The organism is Microbacterium sp. B35-30, from assembly GCF_010634855.1.
Classification (GTDB): domain Bacteria; phylum Actinomycetota; class Actinomycetes; order Actinomycetales; family Microbacteriaceae; genus Microbacterium.
Window position 1 is genome coordinate 207694 of record NZ_MWLQ01000018.1, and the last position, 20013, is coordinate 227706.

Consider the following 20013-nt stretch of genomic DNA (forward strand, 5'->3'; position numbering starts at 1 on the left):
GCGGCTCGCCTGCCATCCGTCATACGGGAATCCTCCTGATGCGAAACGGCATTCGTGTGAACCGCCGGCGGTCGTGATCATGGTACTCCGCAGGGCTCCCGACTAATCTGAGCACATGGCGGACATCTTCGACGTGATCGCAGACGGAACGCGTCGCGACATCCTGCGACTGCTGCTCGATCGATCATCCGCCGGAGAGCGCGGCACCAGCGTGTCGCACATCGTCACGGAGCTCGGCGCCAGCCAGCCGACGGTGTCGAAGCATCTCAAGGTGCTGCGTGACGCGCACCTGGTCTCGGTGCGCGAAGAGGGGCAGCACCGCTACTACAGCCTCTCCGCCGAGCCCCTGGACGAGGTCGACGACTGGCTCGTGCCGTTCCTCGACGGCGATGGCAGCGCCGGCGAAGAGGCCGCTGCGGGGCTGCCCGACTCCGCCGCCCACGCGGCCGAGGTGGTCGGCCGGGCCGCGGCATCCGCCAAGCACGCTTTCGAGAACGCCTTCAAGCGCCTGCCCGGCCGCTAGGACGACGACGGCGGTGACGGATGCCTCGACTCGAGGCATCCGTCACCGCGTTCCTCTGTCCGCAGAGCAACCCGCGCCGCGCCGTTCGACGTAGCGGAGCGGGGTCATCCGGAGAGCGCGCGGGCTCGGGACTGGCGGGGCGCCGCCGACGTAGTCGACGCCGCCGGGTACGCGCGCCGGAGGATGACCCCGCGCAGCGGTACCCAGACCTATCGGCGCCCCGCCTTGCGGCGGAAGAGCCAGGCCCCCCACACGAACGACACGACGAGGATCCCGAGGCACCAGGCGATCGCCCAGCCGACCGTGTCGTCGACGGGCGTTCCCATGAGGAGCCCGCGGATCGTCTCGATGATCGGCGTGACCGGCTGGTACTGCGCAACGCCCTGGAGCCACTCGGGCATCGTCTCGACCGGCACGTACGCGCTCGAGAGATACGGCAGGAACAGGATAATGAAGCCGTAGCCGTTGGCTCCCTCGGGGCTGCCGGAGGCGAGCCCGATCGCCGCGAACAGGTACGTGATCGCGAGGATCCAGAGTGCGATCACCCCGACGGCGCCGACCCAGCCCCAGAAGCCCGCCGTCGGGCGGAACCCCACGAGCAGTGCGACACCGATCACGATCGCGGTCGCGAACAGGTTGCGCAGCAGGCTCGCGACGACGTGCCCGGTCAGCACGGCGCTCGCGCGCACGGGCATCGTGCGGAACCGGTCGATGATGCCGGCCTTCATGTCGCCGGCGACGTACACGGCGGTCGAGGCGGCGCCGAAGCCGGCGCACGTGATGATCACGCCCGGCACGACGTAGTTGACGTAGTCGCCGGTGGGGTCGATCGCCCCGCCGAACACCCACGTGAACATCAGCATGAGCATCACCGGCAGCAGGATCGCCATCAGCAGCGATTCGCCGTCGCGCAGCGAGTGCAGCAGGCTCCGCCCGACGAACACGCCCTCGGCGGTGAGGCCGGCCACCCGCGGCCGCAGCGCGGGGACGGTCGGCGAGGCGGTCACGGTGGTCATACGATCTCCTTGAGGGTGTCGGCCCGGCGGGCGTCGGCGCGCTCGCCGCGGCCGTCGGGGGTGGTGAGCGCGAGGAACACGTCGTCGAGGCTCGGTCGCCGCAGCGTCACGACGCCCTCGGCGCCCGACTCGTCGAGCACGTCGAGCGCCCGGCGCAGCCCGGTCACCGAGCCGTCGGTGGCGACCTCGCGCACGAGGTCGCCGTGGGCGTCGTGTAACTCGACCGTGTCGCCGCCGATGCGGGACTTGAGCTGGGCGGCTGTTCCCGTGGCGACCACGCGGCCGCCGTCGAGCACGGCGATGCGATCGGCGAGCTGGTCGGCCTCTTCGAGGTACTGCGTGGTGAGGAAGACCGTGGTGCCCGCGTCGGCGAGTGACCGGATGACGTCCCACAGCCCACGGCGGCTGCGGGTGTCGAGTCCCGTCGTCGGCTCGTCGAGGAACAGCACCTCGGGCGCGACGACGAAGCTGAGCGCCAGGTCGAGGCGGCGGCGCATGCCCCCCGAGTAGGTGCCGACGCGGCGGGATGCGGCATCCGTCAGCCCGAAGCGCTCGAGCATCTCCGCGGCGCGTCTGCGGGCGGAGCGGCGGGAGAGCCCCGACAGGCGGCCCATCATGACGACGTTCTCGGTGCCGGTGAGGACGTCGTCCACGGCGGCGGCCTGGCCGGTCAGGCTGATGCGGCGCTTGACCTGTTCTGGATCGCGCGCCACGTCGATGCCCGCGACAGTGGCGGTGCCGGCGTCGGGGTGGACGAGCGTCGTGAGGATGTTGATGGTCGTGGTCTTGCCGGCGCCGTTCGGGCCTAGGAGCGCGAAGACCTCGCCACGGGCCACGTGGAGGTCGAGACCGTCGAGCACGAGTTGGCGGCCGAACGTCTTTCGCAGGCCCTCGACGACGATGACCGGCGGAGCGGTGCGGTCGGGCATGAGACTTCCTCTCATGGATCTGTGTATGGACGAAACTGTGTATGCCAGTAACTGTTTATGACGGTAACACACTGTTTACGAGATAAACAGTCCTAGACTGACGAGATGACCGACGCCGTCGAGCCCGAGCTCCCGCGGGGCATCGCCCTGGCGTGGGGCGTCGCCGCCAGTCCGCAGCGTGGTCCCAAGCGCGAGATGAGCGTCGAGCGCATCGTCGAGGCGGCGATGGAGATCGCGGATGCCGAGGGCCTGGGCGCCGTCTCCATGGCGGCGGTCGCGGCGAAACTCGGCTTCACGCCCATGTCGCTGTACCGGTACGTCACCGCGAAGGAAGACCTCGTGCTGCTGATGCAGGAGGAGGCCACGGGATCACCGTCGGAGGCCGCCCGGCAGGCCGGCGGCTGGCGTGAGCGCCTCGAGGCGCTGTTCGGCGAGCAGCTGCAGCATTACCTGCGACACCCCTGGGTGCTCGACATCCCGATCTCGGGCGTTCCGGCCACTCCGAACAGCGCCGCGTGGATGGATGCCGGCATCAGCGCGCTCGACGACACCCCGCTGACCTACGAGGAGCGACTGGCCGTCATGCTGCTGGTCACGGGCACGGCGCACTGGGCGGGAACGGTGCTCGCCGGCTACGCGCGCGTGGAACGCGAGCAGGGCGTCGGCAGCGACACGATCGCCCGCAACGAGGACGCGATGTTCCGGGCGCTCATCACGGCCGAGGCGTATCCGTCGCTGCGCGCCGCGATCGAGGCGGGCGCCTTCCTGGACGAGTCGGACCCGTTCGCCTTCGCGCTGGAACGAGGCCTCGACGGCGTCGCCGCCTACATCGCCGCCGCAGCCGAGGGTCGCCGGGGTGAGCGCAAGCAGTGGGTCACGCTCGACGATGGCGACATCGCCGACGACAAGAAGTTCCGCGAGGCGCAGAAGGCGGTGCGGCAGGCCGAGAAGGCGCTGCGCGACGCGCGCAAGCTCGAGCGCCTGGCTGCGCGCGAGGCCCACGACCGCAAGGCCCGCCAGCGGCCGGAGGCGTGACGCGGATCCCATCGGCACCAGCTGCCACACAGTTCACAGCAGCACCTTGTTTACACAGGGGTCCCGCGCGTTCTAGAGTGTCTGCAGCACTCCTGGGGAAGGAATCGACATGGCCGAGCTGTCTGATGTGCGCTTCCTCACGGTCGCCGAGGTCGCGGAGCTCATGCGCGTGTCGAAGATGACGGTCTACCGCCTGGTGCACTCCGGAGAACTGCCCGCCGTCCGCTTCGGCCGCAGCTACCGGGTGCCCGAGTCGGCCGTCACAGAAGCCCTGCAACGGCCGATCGCCGACGTCGGCTAGACTGATCCGAGGCATTTTTCGTAATTGCTCGTTCCCGGGCGCCGCACACGCCGCGCCCAGACCCCGACATAGTGAGGTTTTCCGTGGGTTCTGTCATCAAGAAGCGCCGCAAGCGCATGGCGAAGAAGAAGCACCGCAAGCTGCTTCGCAAGACTCGCCACCAGCGCCGCAACAAGAAGTAAGCGGCATCCGCACCAAGCGCCTGTCTCCGGACGGGCGCTTCGTGTATGCCCCTGCTCCGCCGGGCGGAGCCGCGACCCGAGAGGCCGACATGAAGTCCATCACCGTTCAGCAGCTGCGTGAGCGCGTCGACACTCCGCTCATCGACGTGCGCGAGGTCGACGAGTTCGCTGCAGGGCACGTGCCCAGGGCGGTCAACATCCCGATGTCCGCGATCGGCAGCCGGCTCGACGAACTGCCCGACGGCGCGTTCGACGTCATCTGCGCGATCGGGGGCCGTTCGGGCCGCGTGGTCGCGGCTCTCGAGGCGCGCGGCTACGACGCGACCAACGTCGACGGCGGCACGAACGAGTGGATCGCCGCCGGCTACCCGGTCGAGGCGTGACGGCGGCCGGCGTGACGGCGGTGCGCGCGACGGCGGTGCCGCGGTGACGACCATCACCCTCATCGGCAAGCCGGACTGCCACCTGTGCGACGTCGCCCGCGAGGTCGTCGAGACGGTTGTGGCCGAACTCCCGGAGGACGCCGTCGACATCGACGAGCTCTCGATCGCCGACGATCCCGCGCTCTACGCGCAGTGGTGGGAGAAGATCCCCGTCGTGCTCATCGACGGCGAGCTGCACGGTCACTGGCGTGTGTCGCCCGACCGTCTGCGCGCGGCGCTCACCGCCGCCCGCTGACCCGCTCCTCGATCTCGGCGACCGCACCGCCCGCCGCGCTCTTCGCCCTGACCGATTCGGTGCCGTTCAGCGTGCGTGGCGCGTGAGCCGCGGCGTCCGTGTTCCTCATCTGAGGACCTGAGCCGATTTGAGGGACGACGCGCCGGAAGTCGCCCGCATTCCGGCTCCGTTCCTCGAATGAGGATCGTGGCACCGCGGGGCCGATCCGATCGCGTTCCTCTGATGAGGAACAGCGGGCGAAGACGGTTCGGGACGGATGCCGCGGCTCAGCCGGCCACGCGGGTGCGGAGGGCGTCGAGCTCGGCGTCGGTCAGGCCGCCCGACTGCAGGTACGCCGCCGAGCCGCCGCGCTCGTCGAGCCACGACAGCGCCTGTGCGATGGCCGCGGGAGGGGTGCCGGTGACCAACTCGCGGATCTCCGGAGTGAGCGGCGCGCCCATCTGCTCGATGCCGGCGAGCATGCGGTCCGCCCACGGGCCGGCGAGGTTCCGCTCCGAGACGGCGTAGTCGGCGATCACCGCGTCCCGGTCGACGCCGACGGCGTCGAGGACGAGAGCCACAGCCACGCCGGTGCGGTCCTTGCCGGCGGTGCAGTGAATGAGGACCGCAGACCCGTTGCCGTCGACAGTCCCCGCTCCCTCTCCACCCATCGCCGGCTCGCTGCGCGGAGCCTCGGGGGGCGGGGACCCTCCCGTGTCTTGCTGCGCCTCGCCCAGTCCGGGTGCCGCGATGCGGCGGGCCGCCTCGGCGAACGAGGTCGCGCCGTGCTCGAGCATCTGGACGTACAGCTCGCCGAGGCGGGGGAGTGTCGCGAGGATCTGCTTCGCCACGCCGGTGTCGATGGGGCCGTCGGCCCGCGCTGCGGCGCCGGCAGCGCCGGTGAGCGCGCCTTCGAGGACGGAGAGCTCGACCACCTTGAGGGCGCGGTCGGCCGGCAGACGGTCAGGCGCGGCCGCCTGCTCCATCGGCGTGCGGAAGTCCACGATGACGCCGATCGGGCTGGCCGAAAGACCCGCGACGCCGGCGTCGGTCAGGCCGATGAGCCCCTCGGAGCGGTAGAGCACGCCGGAGCGGACGCTGCCGCCCGTTGCGAGGGGGAGACCGCCGAGGTCACGGAAGTTCTGGAGTCCGTCGAGAGTGATCGTCACTCTCGAGGATTACCACACCCGCGTGTACGCGCTGGTCTCGTGAATGCCGTCCGGGTCGGCGCTCGCCTGATCAGGGGGCGAGGCGCGTCGGGCCGCGGAAGAGGTAGGTGACCTCGCGGATCGACGACTCGCCGAGCAGCAGCATGAGCACGCGCGCGAGGCCCATGCCGAAGCCGCCGTGGGGCGGGGCGCCGTAGCGGAAGAAGTCGAAGTAGAAGTCGAGGTGCTCGGCACCGAGACCCTTCTCCTTCGCCTGCTCGATGAGCACGTCGACGCGGTGCTCGCGCTGCGCGCCCGTGGTGATCTCCACACCCCTGAACAGCAGGTCGTACGACTTCGTCAGCCCGGTCTCCTCGTCGCGCATGTGGTAAAACGCGCGGATCTCCGGGTGGTAGTCGGTGATGAACACGAACTGGTGTCCGTACGTCTCCTCGACGTGGGCCGAGATCTGACGCTCACCCTCGGGGTCGAGGTCGCCGTCGGTGCGGGGGATTTCGTAGCCGCGGCTCTTCACGATCTCGCGCGCCTCGGCGAGCGGGATGCGCGGGAACGGAATCGCGGGCACCTGCACCTCGAGGCCGAACAGCTCCTCGATCTCGGCGCCGTGCTTGTCTTTCACCGCCTGGAACGCGGTCTGCAGCAGCTCCTCCTGCATCGCGGCGACGTCCTCGTGCGAGTCGATCCAGCTGATCTCCGCGTCGACGGAGGTGAACTCGGTGGCGTGGCGCGAGGTGAACGAGGGGTCCGCGCGGAAGGCCGGGGCGATCTCGAAGATCTTGCCGAAGCCGGCGACCTGCGCCATCTGCTTGAAGAACTGCGGCGACTGTGCGAGGTACGCCGTCTGGTCGCCGAAGTACTCGAGCGAGAACAGTTCGGCGTTGGACTCGGATGCCGAGGCCATGAGCTTCGGCGAGTGCACCTCGATGTAGTCGCGGTCGATCCAGTACGAGCGGAAGGCGTGCTCGAGGGTCGTCTGCACGCGGAAGATGAGGTTGTTGCGGCGCTGGCGGAGGTCGAGGAAGCGCCAGTCCATGCGCTTGTCCATGCCGCTGTCGGCGGCGATGGGCGTCTCGGGCAGAGCGGCGGCCGCGATGTCGAGTGCGCGGATCTTGATCTCGACGCCGCCGAGCTTCACGCGCTCGTCGTGCTTCAGCTCACCCGCGACCGTCAGGAACGTGCCGGTGGCGAGATTCGAGATGAGGTCGGTGAGGGCCAGGGCCGCGGCATCCTGTTCCGACCCGTCCTCGGCCGGCCGCGTCGCCGGGTTGACCAGCTGCACCGCCCCGGTCTCGTCGCGAAGGATGACGAACTGCACCTTCTTCTGATCGCGGACGGTCTCGACCCATCCGGAGACGGAGACGGGGCCGTCGGAGAGGCCCTTGAGCTGGTTGACGAGAACGCGTTCGGTCACGAGCGACAAGTCTACGTCGCGGCCTGGGCCCGGAAGCCCAGGGGCCCCGGGCGACCCCCGGGGGGATTGGGGGGCTGGCACCCAGGAACGATTCACCCGCCCCGCCTAGCGTGGAGGAGTCGTCGCCCTCAGGGCACGGCCGCCGCCATCCTCGAGCCCGCCCACAGATCTGGAACCCGGAATGACGACCGTGAAGACGACCGATGGATCCTGGCTGAGCACCCTCGCGGACTGGGCGGTCTCGCTCATGGATGTGATCGGGCCCGCCGGCGCGGGCATCGCGATCGCGATGGAGAACCTGTTCCCACCCCTGCCGAGCGAGGTGATCCTGCCGATGGCGGGACTGGCCGCGAGCCGCGGCTCGTTCACCGTCGTCGAGGCTCTCGTGTGGACCACCGCGGGTTCCGTCATCGGGGCGCTGCTGCTGTACGGCCTGGGCGCCTGGCTCGGCGTGGGGCGGCTGCGGGCGATCGCGGCGAAGGTGCCGCTGCTGAAGCCGGAAGACATCGACCGCACAGTCGCGTGGTTCGAACGGCACGGCGGCAAGGCCGTGTTCTTCGGCCGCATGATCCCGATCTTCCGGAGCCTGATCTCCATCCCCGCCGGCATCACCCGCATGCCGGTGTGGCGGTTCGCTCTGCTGACGGCGGCGGGAAGCCTGCTCTGGAACTCGATCTTCGTGCTGTCGGGGTACTTCCTCGGCGAGTCCTGGCACATCGTCGAGCGCTACGCCGACATCCTGCAGTACGTCGTGATCGCGGTCGCGGTGGCGGCCGTCGTCTGGTTCGTGTGGGCGCGCGTGCGCGAGACGCTCGCCACGCGAGACTCCCGCGATCGACGCGGCGAGCCCGAGCTGGACTGAGTCCGAGTGCGCTCGAGCCCCAGCCGGGAACCGCGAAAGGGTATGTTTCCGCAGCGCTCCGCGTGCGGAGATCTACCCTTTCGCGGTTCCATGGGCGCCGTGCGCGGTGCCGGAACCTGGGAGCACGCTCAGCCGGCCCATAGACGAGCCCCACGTAGACTGGGGCGGTGCCCGCAGCTCGCCTTCATCTCGTGCGCCACGGGGAGGTTCACAACCCCGCCCGCGTGCTCTACGGGCGACTGCCGGGCTACGGCCTCAGCGCGGACGGCCGCCGCATGGCCCGCCAGGCTGCCGAGTACGTCGCCTCGCTCGAGCGCCCGGTCTCGACGCTGATCTGCTCGCCGCTGCAGCGCGCCCAGGAATCCGCAGAGCCGTTCGCCGAGATGTTCGGCCTGGAGCCCGTCATCGACGAGCGCGTCATCGAGCCGACCAACGTCTTCGAGGGCAAGCGCATGGCGATCGCCCTCGTCAATCCGTGGAACTGGCGCCACCTGCGCAAGCCGGCGCTGCCGAGCTGGGGTGAGCCGTACGCGGACGTCGTGGGCCGTATGAACTCGGCCATGACGCACGCATGGGATGCCGCGGACGCCGGCGACGTCGTCATCGTGTCGCATCAGCTGCCGATCTGGATCACGCATCTCGCGGTCGCGGCACTGCCGCTGCGGCACGACCCGCGCGAGCGCCGCTGCGCGCTGTCGAGCGTGACGAGCTTCGAGATGGTCGACAAGAAGTGGACCGAGATCGCCTACGCCGAGCCGGCGTCGACGGCCGGCGCCGTGGATGTGGGGGCGGTATGACCGGGCGGCGGTCGCTGAGTGGGCGAAGCGGGACGAGGCGCAGGGGGATGGCCGCGGCATCCGGTGTTCTCGTCGTCGGTCTGATCGCGGGTCTTGCCGCGTGCACGAGCGATCCCCTCGCCGAGCAGTACCGCTCCGGCGACAACAAGGGCTTCGTCGCGGCCGACGGCTTCGCGGTCGACGAGATCTCGACGGACGAGCGCACCGAGCCGGTCGAGTTCGAGGCTGTCCTCGACACCGGCGGCACGGCCTCGAGCGCCGACTACGCGGGCGACGTGCTCGTCGTGAACTTCTGGTACGCCGGCTGCGCGCCGTGCCGGGTCGAGGCGCCCGAGCTCGCCGCCGCCGACGCGGCCTTCGAGGGGCAGGACGTCGCGTTCCTCGGCGTGAACCTCTACGACGGTGCCGAGGCCTCCCGCGCCTTCGCCGAGACGTACGGCGTCGCCTACCCGAGCGCCCTCGCGACCGAGGACGGGTCGATCAAACTCGCGTTCGCGGGTGAGACGCCGCTGAACGCGGTCCCGGTGACGCTCGTGCTCGACAAGGACGGCCGGGTCGCCGCGCGCCTGGTGGGGCAGATCGAAGACGCGTCGATCCTCGAGACCATCGTGCGCGAGACACTGGAGGAGTCGTGAACCTCGGCGCGCTGGTCGCCGACGGGTCGCTGCTCATCGCGATCCCGATCGCGGTCCTCGCCGGCGCGCTCTCATTCCTCTCTCCCTGCGTGCTTCCGCTGGTTCCGGGGTACCTCGGCTTCATCGGCGGCGCGGTGAGCCCCCGACCGGCGCGGGTGGGGACGGATGCCGCGGCGGAAGGCTCCTCGAAGGTCCGAGGCGTTTCGTCTCTGCGTTTCGACTCGCGAGCTCGCTCAACGACCGCGACCGACGTCGCTCCGGCGGCCGAGAGCCCTCGATCGTTGAGCGAGGGAGCGCCGGCGACCGGGACGAGACGCCCCGAGCCGGCGAGGGATGCCGAACCCGGGCGCGGGCGCCTCGTGCTCGGTGTGCTGCTGTTCATCGCCGGGTTCACCGTGGTCTTCGTCAGCATGGCGATGCTCGGCGGCACCCTCGGACGCTTCCTGTTCGAGTACGCCGACCTCATCACCCGGATCCTCGGTGTCGTCATCATCGCGATGGGCCTCGTCTTCATCGGCTGGTTCGGCATGGCGCAGCGCATCACGCGGCCGCAGGTGCGCGGCAATCTCGGGCTGATCGGCGCGCCGCTGCTGGGGATCGCGCTCGGCATCGGCTGGGCGCCGTGCATCGGACCTACCCTTGCCGTCATCCTCACGATGGCGTTCGACTCCGGGTCGGCGGCGCGCGCGGCGCTCCTCGGCGTGGCCTACTCGCTGGGGCTCGGCATCCCGTTCCTCCTGCTCACCCTCGGCTTCGGCTGGGCGACGCGCTCGGTCTCGTTCGTGCGCCGACACATCCGCGCCGTCAACGTCATCGGCGGGGTGCTGCTGATCGTGCTGGGCCTCCTGATGGTGACCGGCGTGTGGACCGCCGTGATGGCCCAGCTCCAGGGGGTGTTCGCCAGTGTCCCGGCCCCGCTCTGACGCTTCGACCGGCTCTGACGCCTCGACCGGCTCAGCCGCTTCGACGGGCTCAGCGGCCGGGTCGGCGGCGGCCGACCCGCTGCGTCCGGCCGATCACGCGGACGCGGTCGATCCGGTATCCGGCTCCGACGGCATCACCCAGCCGGCGCTCGGCGTCGTCGGGTGGCTGCGGTGGGGGTGGCGCCAGCTCACCTCCATGCGCACCGCGCTCGTGCTCCTGCTGCTGCTCGCCATCGCGGCGGTGCCCGGGTCGCTCGTGCCGCAGCGCAGCGCCGACCCCAACGGCGTGCGCCAGTACTTCGTCGACAACCCCGACCTCGCGCCGGTGCTCGACAATCTGAGCCTGTTCGACGTGTACACGTCGCCGTGGTTCTCGGCGATCTACATCCTGCTGTTCGTCTCGCTCGTCGGCTGCGTCATCCCGCGCACCAAGCACCACTACAAGGCGATGCGCGCGCAGCCGCCGCGCACGCCCGCCCGCCTGTCGCGGCTCGACGTCCACCACTCCGAGATCCTCGAGTGTCAGGACGACCAGGATGCCGCAGCCGCCGCGGCGGCCGCGGTCGACGCGGCGCAGCAGCAGCTGCGCAAGGCCGGCTACCGCGTCGCGAGGTACGACGGCGGCAGGGCGTTCTCGGTCTCGGCCGAGCGCGGCTACCTCCGCGAGACCGGCAACCTCGTCTTCCATGCCTCGCTGGTGGGCGTGCTGCTGGCCGTCGGCATCGGCGGCGGCTTCACCTACACCGGGCAGACAGTCATCATCGAGGGCCGCACCTGGGTCAACACGATGCTCGACTACACGTCGTTCAATCCGGGCCGGTTCGTCGACGAGGACGCGCTCACGCCGTACGCCCTCACCCTCGACGACTTCTCGCTGTCGTACGTGGCACCGGGCCAGCAGGGTGCCGGACAGGCGGGCGACTTCGTCGCGCACCTGTCCACCCAGTTCCCGGACGCCGACGCCGGCACCGGCGAGGTGCGCGTGAATCACCCGCTGCAGATCGCAGGCGACAAGGTCTACCTCATGGGCAACGGCTACGCCCCGACCATCACGGTCCGCAACGGCGACGGCGACGTGGTCTTCTCCGAGCCGGTGCCCTTCCTGCCGCAGGACAACAACATGACCTCGCAGGGCGTCGTGAAGGTCCCCGACGGGCTGCGTGAGCAGGTCGGCATGGTCGGCTTCTTCTATCCGACGGCGCAGGAGCTCACCAACGGCGCCCTCACATCGGTGTACGGCGACCTCGAGTATCCGATGCTCACGTTCTGGGTCTACGCCGGCGACCTCGGCATAGACGGCGGCGTGCCGAAGTCGGTGTACACCCTCGATCCCGCCGAGATGACGCAGCTCGCCGGCGGCGACTCGGGCGCCGAGTCGCTCGAGCTGAAGCCCGGTGAGACCGTCGACCTGCCCGACGGGCTCGGGACCGTCACCTTCGACAACGAGGCGCCCGAGGGCGCGGCCGGGTTCCAGGACTCGGTCAAGCGCTACGTGTCGCTGTCGATCCACCGTGACGCAGCGGCCACGTGGGTGCTGGTGTTCGCGGTGCTCGCCACTGCCGGCCTGCTCGCCGCGCTGTTCATCCCGCGTCGGCGCATGTGGGTGCGCGCGACGCCGCAGGGCCACACCGTGCAGCTCGAGTACGCAGGTCTCGCTCGCGGGGAGGATCCGGCGCTCGACGGCGCCGTCGATCAGTTCGCCCAGCGGCATCTCGCCTCGCTGGCAGACCGTGAGCCGGCCGGCGCCCGTCCCGCCCGGCCCGAAACCACCCCCGACGTAGACTGAGGACCATGCCCGACGCCTCCCCCCTCACCCTCGACTCCGTCTCGGTGCTGCTGGTCTGGACGGCCATCGCGATCTACGCCCTGGCGTTCATCGCGTACGCGGTCGACCTGGCGCGGCGGGGTGCCGTCGCTGTGGAGGCGAAGGATGCCGCGGCCCGGACGGCGCGCGACCGGGAGCTCGTCGCCGCCGGCGGCGGGTCGGCGCGCACCGGGATCATCGAGCAGATGCGCGCGCAGGAGGCCGCGTCGGAGGACGCGCTGAACGCCCCCGTCGGCCGTCGCTCGCGGCTGGTCTGGGCGCGCATCGGCACGTCGCTGACGGTGCTCGGCTTCCTCTTCCACCTCGGTGGCGACGTGACCCGCGGCATCGCCGCCGGCCGGGTGCCGTGGTCGAACATGTACGAGTTCGCACTCACCGGGACGCTGCTGATCGTGGCGGTGTACCTCGGGGTGCTCTTCCGCTATGACCTGCGGTTCCTCGGCACGTTCATCACCGGGCTCGTCGTCGTGCTGCTCGGCGGCACGGCCATCTGGTTCTACACCGACATCGTGCCGCTCATGGATCCGCTGAAGTCGGTGTGGCTCGTCATCCACGTCTTCGTCGCGTCCCTCGCGACCGCCCTGTTCGCCCTCGCGTTCGGCCTGTCGGTGCTGCAGCTCATGCAGGCGCGGCGAGAGGCGAGGATCGCCGTGGCAGCGCGCGCTCAGGACGCCGCCGACACCTCTGCCGGGTCCACCGCGAAGACCGGCCCCCGATTCCTGCAGACGCTTCCGAGCGCCGAGGCCCTCGAGTCGCTGGCATACCGGTTCGCGATCCTGGGCTTCATCTTCTGGACGTTCACGCTCATCGCGGGCTCGATCTGGGCCAACGACGCGTGGGGTCGCTACTGGGGCTTCGACACGAAGGAAGTCTGGACCTTCGTGATCTGGGTGCTGTACGCCGGCTACATCCACGCGCGCGCGACACGCGGGTGGCGCGGGTCACGGTCGGCGTGGCTGTCGATCATCGGCTTCACCGCCGTGATCTTCAACTTCACCATCGTCAACATGTTCTTCAAGGGCCTGCACGCCTACTCCGGCCTGAGCTGATCGCCCGGGCACCACGCCCGAACCCATCGGGGGCGACCTTCCGGCGACGGAATGTCTGCAGTCTCAGCCGGCGCCGCGCGCCGTCTCCAGCACCACGAGGGGTGTCTCGCGGCTGCGCGTCGCCGCGTGCGCGTCGAGGTCGTCGCCGCCCTCGAGCGAGCGGAACACGTCCCACAGGCGCTCGCGCTCCGCGCCCTGCGCCTCGCGCGCGATCACATCGCGTCGCTCCCCGGGAAGATCGATGGATGCCGCGGGCCGGGCCTGCAGGTTCAGCCACCACGCCGGCGGCGGATCGCCCCACCCGTTCATGGCCATCGTGACGACGTTGGGGCCGTCCTCGATGTAGGCGACGATCGCGACGCGCGGCGCTCCGGAACGGCGGCCGATGGTGTGCAGGCGCATCATGCCCCAGACCTTCGAGGTCGGCGGCCGCAGACCGAGCCGTCCACCCGTGACGTTGTAGATGGCGCGGTGCACGACCCACGCGGTGCGGATGAACCAGCGCGGGGGAAGGCGCGCGGACCCCGCGGACGAGGATGCCGGGGTCTGAGGCGATTCGGTGCTCACACGTCGATCATGACGGCGTCTGCGTGAAGACAGATCGGCCGATCGGCCGATCTTCTCCGCTCGAGGCTCTGGCCGTCTCGGTGCGCCGGGCGCGCCCTACCGCAGGAGAACTCCGCTTCCGCAGGCCGTCCGGGGGGATCCGTCCTGTGGAGCGCGAACTCTCCTGCCGAAGACCTAGGCGGTGGCGGGCGTCGCGTTCAGCAGCGCGCGCGCCGAGGTGCTGCGCCGGCGAGCGACGACGATCATGGTCGCGACGAGCGCCAGCAGCGTCCAGATCACCAGGCCGGCGAGCGCGGCGCCGAGGCCCGCGGTCGAGGTGAGCGCGGCGAGCATGCCGTTGTAGGCGGGCGCGGTCGGCATCAGGCCGGCGACGCTCGAGAGCACACCCGGCACGGTCGAGACCACGCCGGTCGCGACGGTGAGCACGCCGATGAGCGCCGAGATCCAGCGCCCGGCGCCGCCGAACACTGCGACGAGCGCCTGGTTCACGGCGGCGAACGCGATGCCCGCGACGACCGACACACCGAAGAGCGCCCACCATTCGGCCCAGCCATACGACGCGGCGAGCTGGACGACGCCCGCGACGAGCGCGCCCTGCAGCGCACCGAGGCCCGCCGCCGGAGCGAACGACCGCAGCGTGAGCAACGCCGACGGCTGGCGCGACGTGAGGGCGCGGCGCGACACGGCCTGCAGGGCGATGAACGTGCCGAGCCCGCCGAACCACAGCGCGAGCGTCGCGAGCAGCGGGACCGCCGACGCGCCGAACAGCGAGGTCCCCACGCCGTCGGCCTCGACCGGGTCGGCGACGACGGACGCGAGGTCGGTCGCCTCCTGGTCGGTGTACGAGGGGAGGGATTCGGAGGCCGTCGTCAGGCCGCTCGCGAGCTCCGAGGTGCCGGTCGCGAGCTGCGAGACGCCGTCGGCGAGGCTCGTCGCACCGTCGGCCGCCTGCGTCGCACCGTCGGCGAGCTGCGAGGCGCCGTCGGCCAGGCCGGATGCGCCGTCCTGGATGCCGCTGACGCCGGTCGCCAGCTGGCCCGCCCCCGCGGCGGACTGGTCGATGCCGCCGGCGAGCTGAGTGAGGCCACCGCCGAGAGTCGAGACACCGGTGCCGATCTGCCGGAACTGGGCGGCGAACGTGGCGGTGCCCTGCGCATCGAAGGTGTCGAGTGCAAGAACGGTCCCCGAAGCGGCCGCATCCGCGCCCGTCGCCGCTTCGAGCAACGTGTCGCAGTACGCCTCCGGCGCGCCGCTGGCGACGCAGTTCTCCGCTACCGTCAGCACACCGGCGGCTGCCGTCGCCGACAGGCCGGCGACGCCTGAGACTTCCTGGGGCACAAGTCCGGTGGATTCGAGCTGCGCCGCCCCGCCGTTCACGCTGTCGGCGAGCTGCTGAGCGCCGGCCGCGGCCTCGCGGGTCTTGCCCGCGATCGTCGTCAGACCGGACTGCAGCGACGTCGCTCCACCGGCGACCTGCCCGGCGCCATCCGCGAGCTGTGACGCGCCGTCCGCCAGCTGGGTGTTGCCGTCGGCGAGCTGCGAGATGCCGTCGGGCAGCTGCGCGGCGCCGTCGGCGGCCTGGGTCGCGCCGTCGGCGAGCTGCGTGGCGCCGTCGGCTGCCGTGCCGAGCTGGTCGCCCAGCGTCGTGAAGCCGAGGAACACGTTCTCGAGGTACACGCTCGACAGCTGCGTGCCCATGGTCGATGCGGCGGCCGTGGCGACCTGCGCGGTGATGGCGTCGTCGACGATGAGGCTGTCGGGCGGTGTCGTGACCTCGATGGTGGCCTGCTCGGGCGTCGAGCCCGGAGCCGTCGACGTCGCGGCGGCCGAGAAGTTCTCGGGGATCGTGATGACCGCGGCGTAGGTGCCGTCGGCGAGGCCGGCCGCGGCATCCTCTTCGTTCGAGATCGTCCAGGTGAGGTTGCTGTCGAGCTCGTCCGATCCTTCGACCAGGCCCGCGGTGAGCTGCCGGCCGAGCGGCACGGTCTGCCCGTCGATCGTGACGGGCTCGTCTTCGTTCACGATCGCGGCGGTGAGGCTGTCCAGTCGCTCGACCGGGTTGTACAGCGCCGCGACCAGGATGCCGCCGATGACGACGGGCAGCAGCAGCACGCCGACGAGCGTCAGCCACGTGACGGGCCGGCGCGAGCGCGCGCGCTCGACGGCCGTGGTGATCCAGTTCGGGGTCATGCGTTCACCTCTGCGGTGGGGGTGGTCAGGGGGGTGCCCGGGTGCAGCGTCAGCGACGCCACCTCGGGGCGGTGCGCGTCGGCGAGGAGCGCGAGCGCGGCGCTCTCGGTGCGCGAGGTCACGATGAGCGTGAGCGCGCCATCGGCTCCGCGGCGCAGCGCGTCGGCGGCATCCCGCAGCAGCGCACCCGCCTGGTCGCGCTCGGCCGCGTCGAGGGCGTCGACGCCCTCGACGACGACGACCGTCGCCTTTCCGGCGAGAGCGCGCCGGAGCGCCGGCAGCCGGTCCTCGGCGTCACCGAGCAATGCGAGGCCGACGTGGGCACGCACCCAGGCCGCCCGCTCGGGGAGCAGGTGACCTGCCACGCGCAGCCGGCCGTCGCTCGGCGCGAGCCGTCCGGCCAGGGTGAGCGCGAAGGCCCGTGCCGCGCGCGGGTCGCCGGTGGCGATCAGGGTGCCGCCGGGCTCGACGCGGAAGGCGGCATCCTCGAACAGCACGACCTCGCCGGCCGAGCCGCCCGCGTCTGCACGGACGCCGACGCCCTCGCCGACGGCCGCGGCGGTCGTGTTCGGCTCGGGCCAGGCCTCGAGCGAGAGCTCGCGCTCGACCGCTTCGCCTTCGATGTCGAAGTGGGGGAGGATCCGGTCCAGCCACCGGGGGATCCACCACGCCTTGTCGCCGAGCAGCGCCATGACGGCGGGCACGAGCGTCATGCGCACGAGGAACGCGTCCACGGCGATGCCGACGGCGAGGCCCAGCGCGATCGGCTTGATCGACGCATCACCCTCGGGCACGAACGCCGCGAACACGGCGAACATGATGACGGCCGCCGCGGTGACGACGCGCGCCGAGGCGGTGAAGCCCGATCGCACGGCACCGAGCGCGATGTCCCTGCGGCCGCGCGTCGAGTGACCGGCGGCGGCGCGGCGGGCGTGCACGTAGTCCTCGCGCATGCGGCTGACCAGGAACACCTGGTAGTCCATCGCGAGCCCGAACAGCACGCCCATCAGGATGATCGGCATGAAGCTGATGACCGGCCCGGTGCGATCGACGTGGAGCAGCTCGGCGCCCCAGCCCCACTCGAACACGGCCGCGACGACGCCGAAGGCGGCGAGCACCGAGAGCAGGTAGCCGGCGGCGGCCTTGATCGGCACCCAGATCGAGCGGAACACGATCATGAGCAGCACCAGCGACAGCCCCACGACGAAGACGCCGAACGGCAGGAGGGCGGCGCCCAGGCGGTCGGAGATGTCGATGCCGACCGCGGTGAAGCCGGTCACCTTCAGGTCGACGCCGTATTCGTCCTCGAGCTCCGGGGCCAGATCGCGGAGCGCGCGCACGAGCTCGGCGGTCGCCGGGTCGTCGGGGGCGGTTTCGGGCACGATCTGGATGAGGCCGGTGTCGGCGGTCTCGTTCGGGGTCGCGAGCGCGACCTCCTTGACCCCGGGAACCTTCTCGACCTCGTCGGCCAAGTCAGCCATGAGGCCGAGCGGGTCGGTCGAGGTGACGATCGTGCCCGTCATGATGAGCGGGCCGTTCGCACCCGGACCGAAGTGCTCGGCCGTGAGGTCGTAGGCCTGACGCGCCTGGCTCGACTCGGGCTGCTGCCCGGCGTTGGGCAGGGCGAGGCCGAGGCTCGCGGCGGGGATCGCCATGACCCCGAGCGTCAGCACCACCGCGATGGTGGTGATGATGGGGTGGTTGGTGATCAGCAGCACCCATCGGTTCGTCTTCTTCACGGGCGCGTGGGTCGCGTCGGTCACCACCATTGCGGGGGCTGGTGCGCTCGTGTGCTGTTCGCGCGTCTCCGCAACCTCGGCGTCCGCTCGCGCGCGCCCCTGAGCCTGCTCCGAAGAAGGTCCGCTCAGCGCGTCCGAGGTCTCCGCGTCATCGCCCTCCGGTCGTTGAGCGAGCTTGCGAGTCGAAACGCCCTCGGACCCGGTTGCGTCGTGATGCGCGCGACGGCGGGGGAGCGGCATCCCACGGCGCTTCCTGCCGTGACCCCAGCCGGCGACGCGGTCCTTCGCGAAGCCGAGCAGGGCGGGCGTCAGGGTGATGGCGACGATCACGGCGATCGCGACGGCGACGGCGGCCGCGATGCCCATGGTCGTGAGGAACGGGATGCCGGCGAAGCCGAGCCCGATGAGCGCGATGAGCACCGTGACGCCGGCGAAGACGACGGCCGAGCCGGCGGTGCCGGTGGCCCGCGCGGCGGACTCCTCGGGTTCCACACCCGCGCGCACCTGGTCCTGATGCCGGGCGACGATGAAGAGGGCGTAGTCGATGCCCACGGCGAGCCCCAGCATGATCGCGAGCATCGGCGTGGTCGACGAGATCGAGGCGAACGCGGTCGAGACGTAGATGAGCGCGATCGCCAGGCCGACGCCGATGAGCGCCGACACGAGCGGGAACCACGCCACCGCGAACGAGCGGAACGTCACGATCAGCACGAACAGCGCGATGAGCACGCCCACGGCCTCGATGAGCGAGAGAGCGGGCACCGAGGTCGAGAACAGGTCGCCGCCCATGGCGACCTGCGAACCCTCGGGAAGGGTCTCCCGCAGATCGTCCGCGACGTCCTCCAGGCCCTCCTTCGTCTCGTCCGACACGTCGGTGGCCTGACCGTCGAACTGCAGCCGGATGATCGCGGCCGACTCGTCCTCCGACACCATCCCCGTGACCATCTCGTTGAAGGGGTCGGTGACGGCGATCACGCCGTCGAGGTCCTCGAGGTGGGCGACGGTGTCGTCGATCGCCGTGGCATACGGCTCCTCATCGACCTGCTCGCCGTCCGCAGCGACGATGACGAGCTGCGCGCTCGTGCCGCTCGCCTGGGGAAAGCTGCGGTCCAGGAGCGCGATGCCCTCCTGAGCCTCGGTGCCCGGGATCGAGAACGAGTTGTCGGTGCCCTTCATGAACACCAGCGCGCCGCCGCCGGCCAGCGCGAGCAGCAGCACCCACGAGACGAGCACGCGCCACGGGTGGCGGTACGTCCAGCGGCCGAGCGCATAGAGAAGGGTCGACACAGCGCCTCCGGTTCACGGATGAGGGGTTCGGGAAGTGTCGATACAGCGCTGTATCGGATACATGAGTGTATCGTAAGGCGGGTTGCCCGCCCGAACCTGTGTAGTGCGTGTGAGACTGGCCTAGTAGGAGGCCCCAATGAGCGACACCCCCCTGGTGGAGGTGGCCGGAACGTCACGGCGCCGTGAGGCGACCCGGCAGAAGCTGCTGGATGCCGCCGCCCTCGTGTTCGCCGAGGTCGGCCTGGACGCGGCATCCGTCGAGGCGATCTGCGAACGCGCGGGGTTCACGCGCGGCGCGTTCTACTCGAACTTCGAGACCAAGGACGAGCTGATGCTCGCGCTGACGGAGCGCGTCGCCGGCGAGAAGATCGACGAGGTCGCCGAGCGCGTCGCGTTGCTGCAGGAGCGCGGTGAGGACCTCGAGCCCGGCGCGCTGGTGCGTCAGCTGCTCGATGTCGCGTTCGACAAGAAGCAGGGCATCCTGCTGACGAGCGAGATCCGCACCCGCGCTATGCGCGACCAGCGCCTGGCCGAGACGTACATCGCGTGGCAGGGGGGGATGGTGGATCGTATCGGCTCGTTCATCGACGAGCTCGCCGGCACTTACGGGTTCCGGCTGCGGCTGCCCGCCTCGGAGTTCGCCGGCATCATCCTGCAGACCTGGGAAGACACGTCGGCGTTCGGGATCATGACCGGCCTCGGTGCAGCCGACCTGCAGCAGCTCGTCAACGAGCGCACCGCGCGGCTCGCCACGGCCCTGGTCGACCCGCTCTGACGCGGGCCCGCGCGGTCGTTGAGCGAGCGAGGCGCGGCCCGTCGGCTCAGCGCGTTTCGTCTCGGTCGCTGGCGCTCCCGCGCTCAATGACCGGAACACTTCTCCCGGTCGCTGGCGAGCGAGGCGCGGCCCGTCGGCTCA

20 protein-coding genes are annotated in these 20013 nt (G+C 70.8%); 13 read left to right on the top strand and 7 right to left on the bottom strand.

Features of this window, described 5'->3' with window-relative positions; all coding sequences use genetic code 11:
• The first annotated feature begins 115 nt into the window (after window positions 1-115).
• Window positions 116-523 carry a metalloregulator ArsR/SmtB family transcription factor gene (locus B2K11_RS10990; RefSeq protein WP_163618315.1) on the top strand — a complete coding sequence of 136 codons (408 nt, stop codon included), beginning with the start codon at window positions 116-118 and terminating at the stop codon, window positions 521-523.
• A gap of 209 nt (window positions 524-732) precedes the next feature.
• Here B2K11_RS10990 and B2K11_RS10995 read toward each other — a convergent pair whose 3' ends face one another.
• The gene (locus B2K11_RS10995; protein WP_163618316.1) at window positions 733-1539 is read right to left on the bottom strand and encodes an ABC transporter permease; all 807 of its coding nucleotides are present in this window, start codon (window positions 1537-1539) and stop codon (window positions 733-735) included.
• Window positions 1536-2468 carry an ATP-binding cassette domain-containing protein gene (locus tag B2K11_RS11000; RefSeq protein ID WP_163618317.1) on the bottom strand — a complete coding sequence of 311 codons (933 nt, stop codon included), beginning with the start codon at window positions 2466-2468 and terminating at the stop codon, window positions 1536-1538. Before B2K11_RS11000 ends, B2K11_RS10995 begins: the two co-directional genes overlap by 4 nt.
• A 105-nt stretch (window positions 2469-2573) precedes the next feature.
• Here B2K11_RS11000 and B2K11_RS11005 point away from each other — a divergent pair, with 105 nt between their 5' ends.
• The 5 genes from B2K11_RS11005 to B2K11_RS11025 all read left to right on the top strand — a co-directional run bounded on the left by B2K11_RS11005 (window position 2574) and on the right by B2K11_RS11025 (window position 4664).
• On the top strand, window positions 2574-3503 hold the full coding sequence (locus tag B2K11_RS11005) for a TetR/AcrR family transcriptional regulator (RefSeq protein WP_163618318.1): 930 nt from the start codon (window positions 2574-2576) through the stop codon (window positions 3501-3503).
• 109 nt (window positions 3504-3612) lie between these two features.
• A complete protein-coding gene (locus B2K11_RS11010; protein WP_163618319.1) occupies window positions 3613-3804 on the top strand; it encodes a helix-turn-helix domain-containing protein in 192 nt (63 codons plus the stop codon).
• Window positions 3805-3887: 83 nt separating this feature from the next.
• Complete coding sequence (locus tag B2K11_RS11015; protein WP_003792170.1) at window positions 3888-3986, top strand: AURKAIP1/COX24 domain-containing protein; 99 nt, start codon at window positions 3888-3890, stop codon at window positions 3984-3986.
• A gap of 89 nt (window positions 3987-4075) precedes the next feature.
• Complete coding sequence (locus tag B2K11_RS11020; protein WP_163618320.1) at window positions 4076-4369, top strand: rhodanese-like domain-containing protein; 294 nt, start codon at window positions 4076-4078, stop codon at window positions 4367-4369.
• Window positions 4370-4412: 43 nt separating this feature from the next.
• Window positions 4413-4664: a glutaredoxin family protein gene (locus B2K11_RS11025; protein WP_163618321.1), complete on the top strand. Its 252-nt coding sequence runs from the start codon at window positions 4413-4415 to the stop codon at window positions 4662-4664.
• 266 nt (window positions 4665-4930) lie between these two features.
• Here B2K11_RS11025 and B2K11_RS11030 read toward each other — a convergent pair whose 3' ends face one another.
• Together B2K11_RS11030 and aspS are read right to left on the bottom strand one after the other, a co-directional pair.
• On the bottom strand, window positions 4931-5812 hold the full coding sequence (locus tag B2K11_RS11030; protein ID WP_163618322.1) for a tyrosine-protein phosphatase: 882 nt from the start codon (window positions 5810-5812) through the stop codon (window positions 4931-4933).
• A gap of 70 nt (window positions 5813-5882) precedes the next feature.
• Complete coding sequence (aspS, locus tag B2K11_RS11035) at window positions 5883-7223, bottom strand: aspartate--tRNA(Asn) ligase (RefSeq protein ID WP_163618323.1); 1341 nt, start codon at window positions 7221-7223, stop codon at window positions 5883-5885.
• 181 nt (window positions 7224-7404) lie between these two features.
• On the opposite strand from aspS, the gene B2K11_RS11040 reads away from it, so the two are divergent.
• The 6 genes from B2K11_RS11040 (at window position 7405) to ccsB (ending at window position 13314) form a co-directional block, all read left to right on the top strand.
• Window positions 7405-8085: a DedA family protein gene (locus B2K11_RS11040; RefSeq protein WP_163618324.1), complete on the top strand. Its 681-nt coding sequence runs from the start codon at window positions 7405-7407 to the stop codon at window positions 8083-8085.
• Window positions 8086-8252: 167 nt separating this feature from the next.
• A complete protein-coding gene (locus B2K11_RS11045) occupies window positions 8253-8882 on the top strand; it encodes a histidine phosphatase family protein (RefSeq protein WP_163618325.1) in 630 nt (209 codons plus the stop codon).
• Window positions 8883-8929: 47 nt separating this feature from the next.
• On the top strand, window positions 8930-9517 hold the full coding sequence (locus tag B2K11_RS11050) for a TlpA disulfide reductase family protein (RefSeq protein WP_163618326.1): 588 nt from the start codon (window positions 8930-8932) through the stop codon (window positions 9515-9517).
• Window positions 9514-10440: a cytochrome c biogenesis protein CcdA gene (locus tag B2K11_RS11055; RefSeq protein WP_163618327.1), complete on the top strand. Its 927-nt coding sequence runs from the start codon at window positions 9514-9516 to the stop codon at window positions 10438-10440. Before B2K11_RS11050 ends, B2K11_RS11055 begins: the two co-directional genes overlap by 4 nt.
• A gap of 79 nt (window positions 10441-10519) precedes the next feature.
• A complete protein-coding gene (locus tag B2K11_RS11060) occupies window positions 10520-12226 on the top strand; it encodes a cytochrome c biogenesis protein ResB (RefSeq protein WP_239525952.1) in 1707 nt (568 codons plus the stop codon).
• Window positions 12227-12231: 5 nt separating this feature from the next.
• Window positions 12232-13314 carry a c-type cytochrome biogenesis protein CcsB gene (gene ccsB, locus B2K11_RS11065; protein ID WP_163618329.1) on the top strand — a complete coding sequence of 361 codons (1083 nt, stop codon included), beginning with the start codon at window positions 12232-12234 and terminating at the stop codon, window positions 13312-13314.
• A 63-nt stretch (window positions 13315-13377) separates the two neighbouring features.
• Here ccsB and B2K11_RS11070 read toward each other — a convergent pair whose 3' ends face one another.
• The 3 genes from B2K11_RS11070 to B2K11_RS11080 form a co-directional block, all read right to left on the bottom strand.
• Window positions 13378-13881 (bottom strand): nitroreductase/quinone reductase family protein, encoded by a 504-nt coding sequence (locus B2K11_RS11070; protein WP_163618330.1) that lies wholly within the window; start codon window positions 13879-13881, stop codon window positions 13378-13380.
• Window positions 13882-14055: 174 nt separating this feature from the next.
• Window positions 14056-16071 (bottom strand): YhgE/Pip domain-containing protein, encoded by a 2016-nt coding sequence (locus B2K11_RS11075; RefSeq protein WP_239525944.1) that lies wholly within the window; start codon window positions 16069-16071, stop codon window positions 14056-14058.
• The gene (locus tag B2K11_RS11080; RefSeq protein WP_163618331.1) at window positions 16068-19097 is read right to left on the bottom strand and encodes an MMPL family transporter; all 3030 of its coding nucleotides are present in this window, start codon (window positions 19095-19097) and stop codon (window positions 16068-16070) included. Before B2K11_RS11080 ends, B2K11_RS11075 begins: the two co-directional genes overlap by 4 nt.
• Before the next feature lie 136 nt (window positions 19098-19233).
• On the opposite strand from B2K11_RS11080, the gene B2K11_RS11085 reads away from it, so the two are divergent.
• Entirely contained in the window at window positions 19234-19872 is a 639-nt protein-coding gene (locus tag B2K11_RS11085) for a TetR/AcrR family transcriptional regulator (RefSeq protein WP_163618332.1), read from the top strand.
• Window positions 19873-20013: the final 141 nt, after the last annotated feature.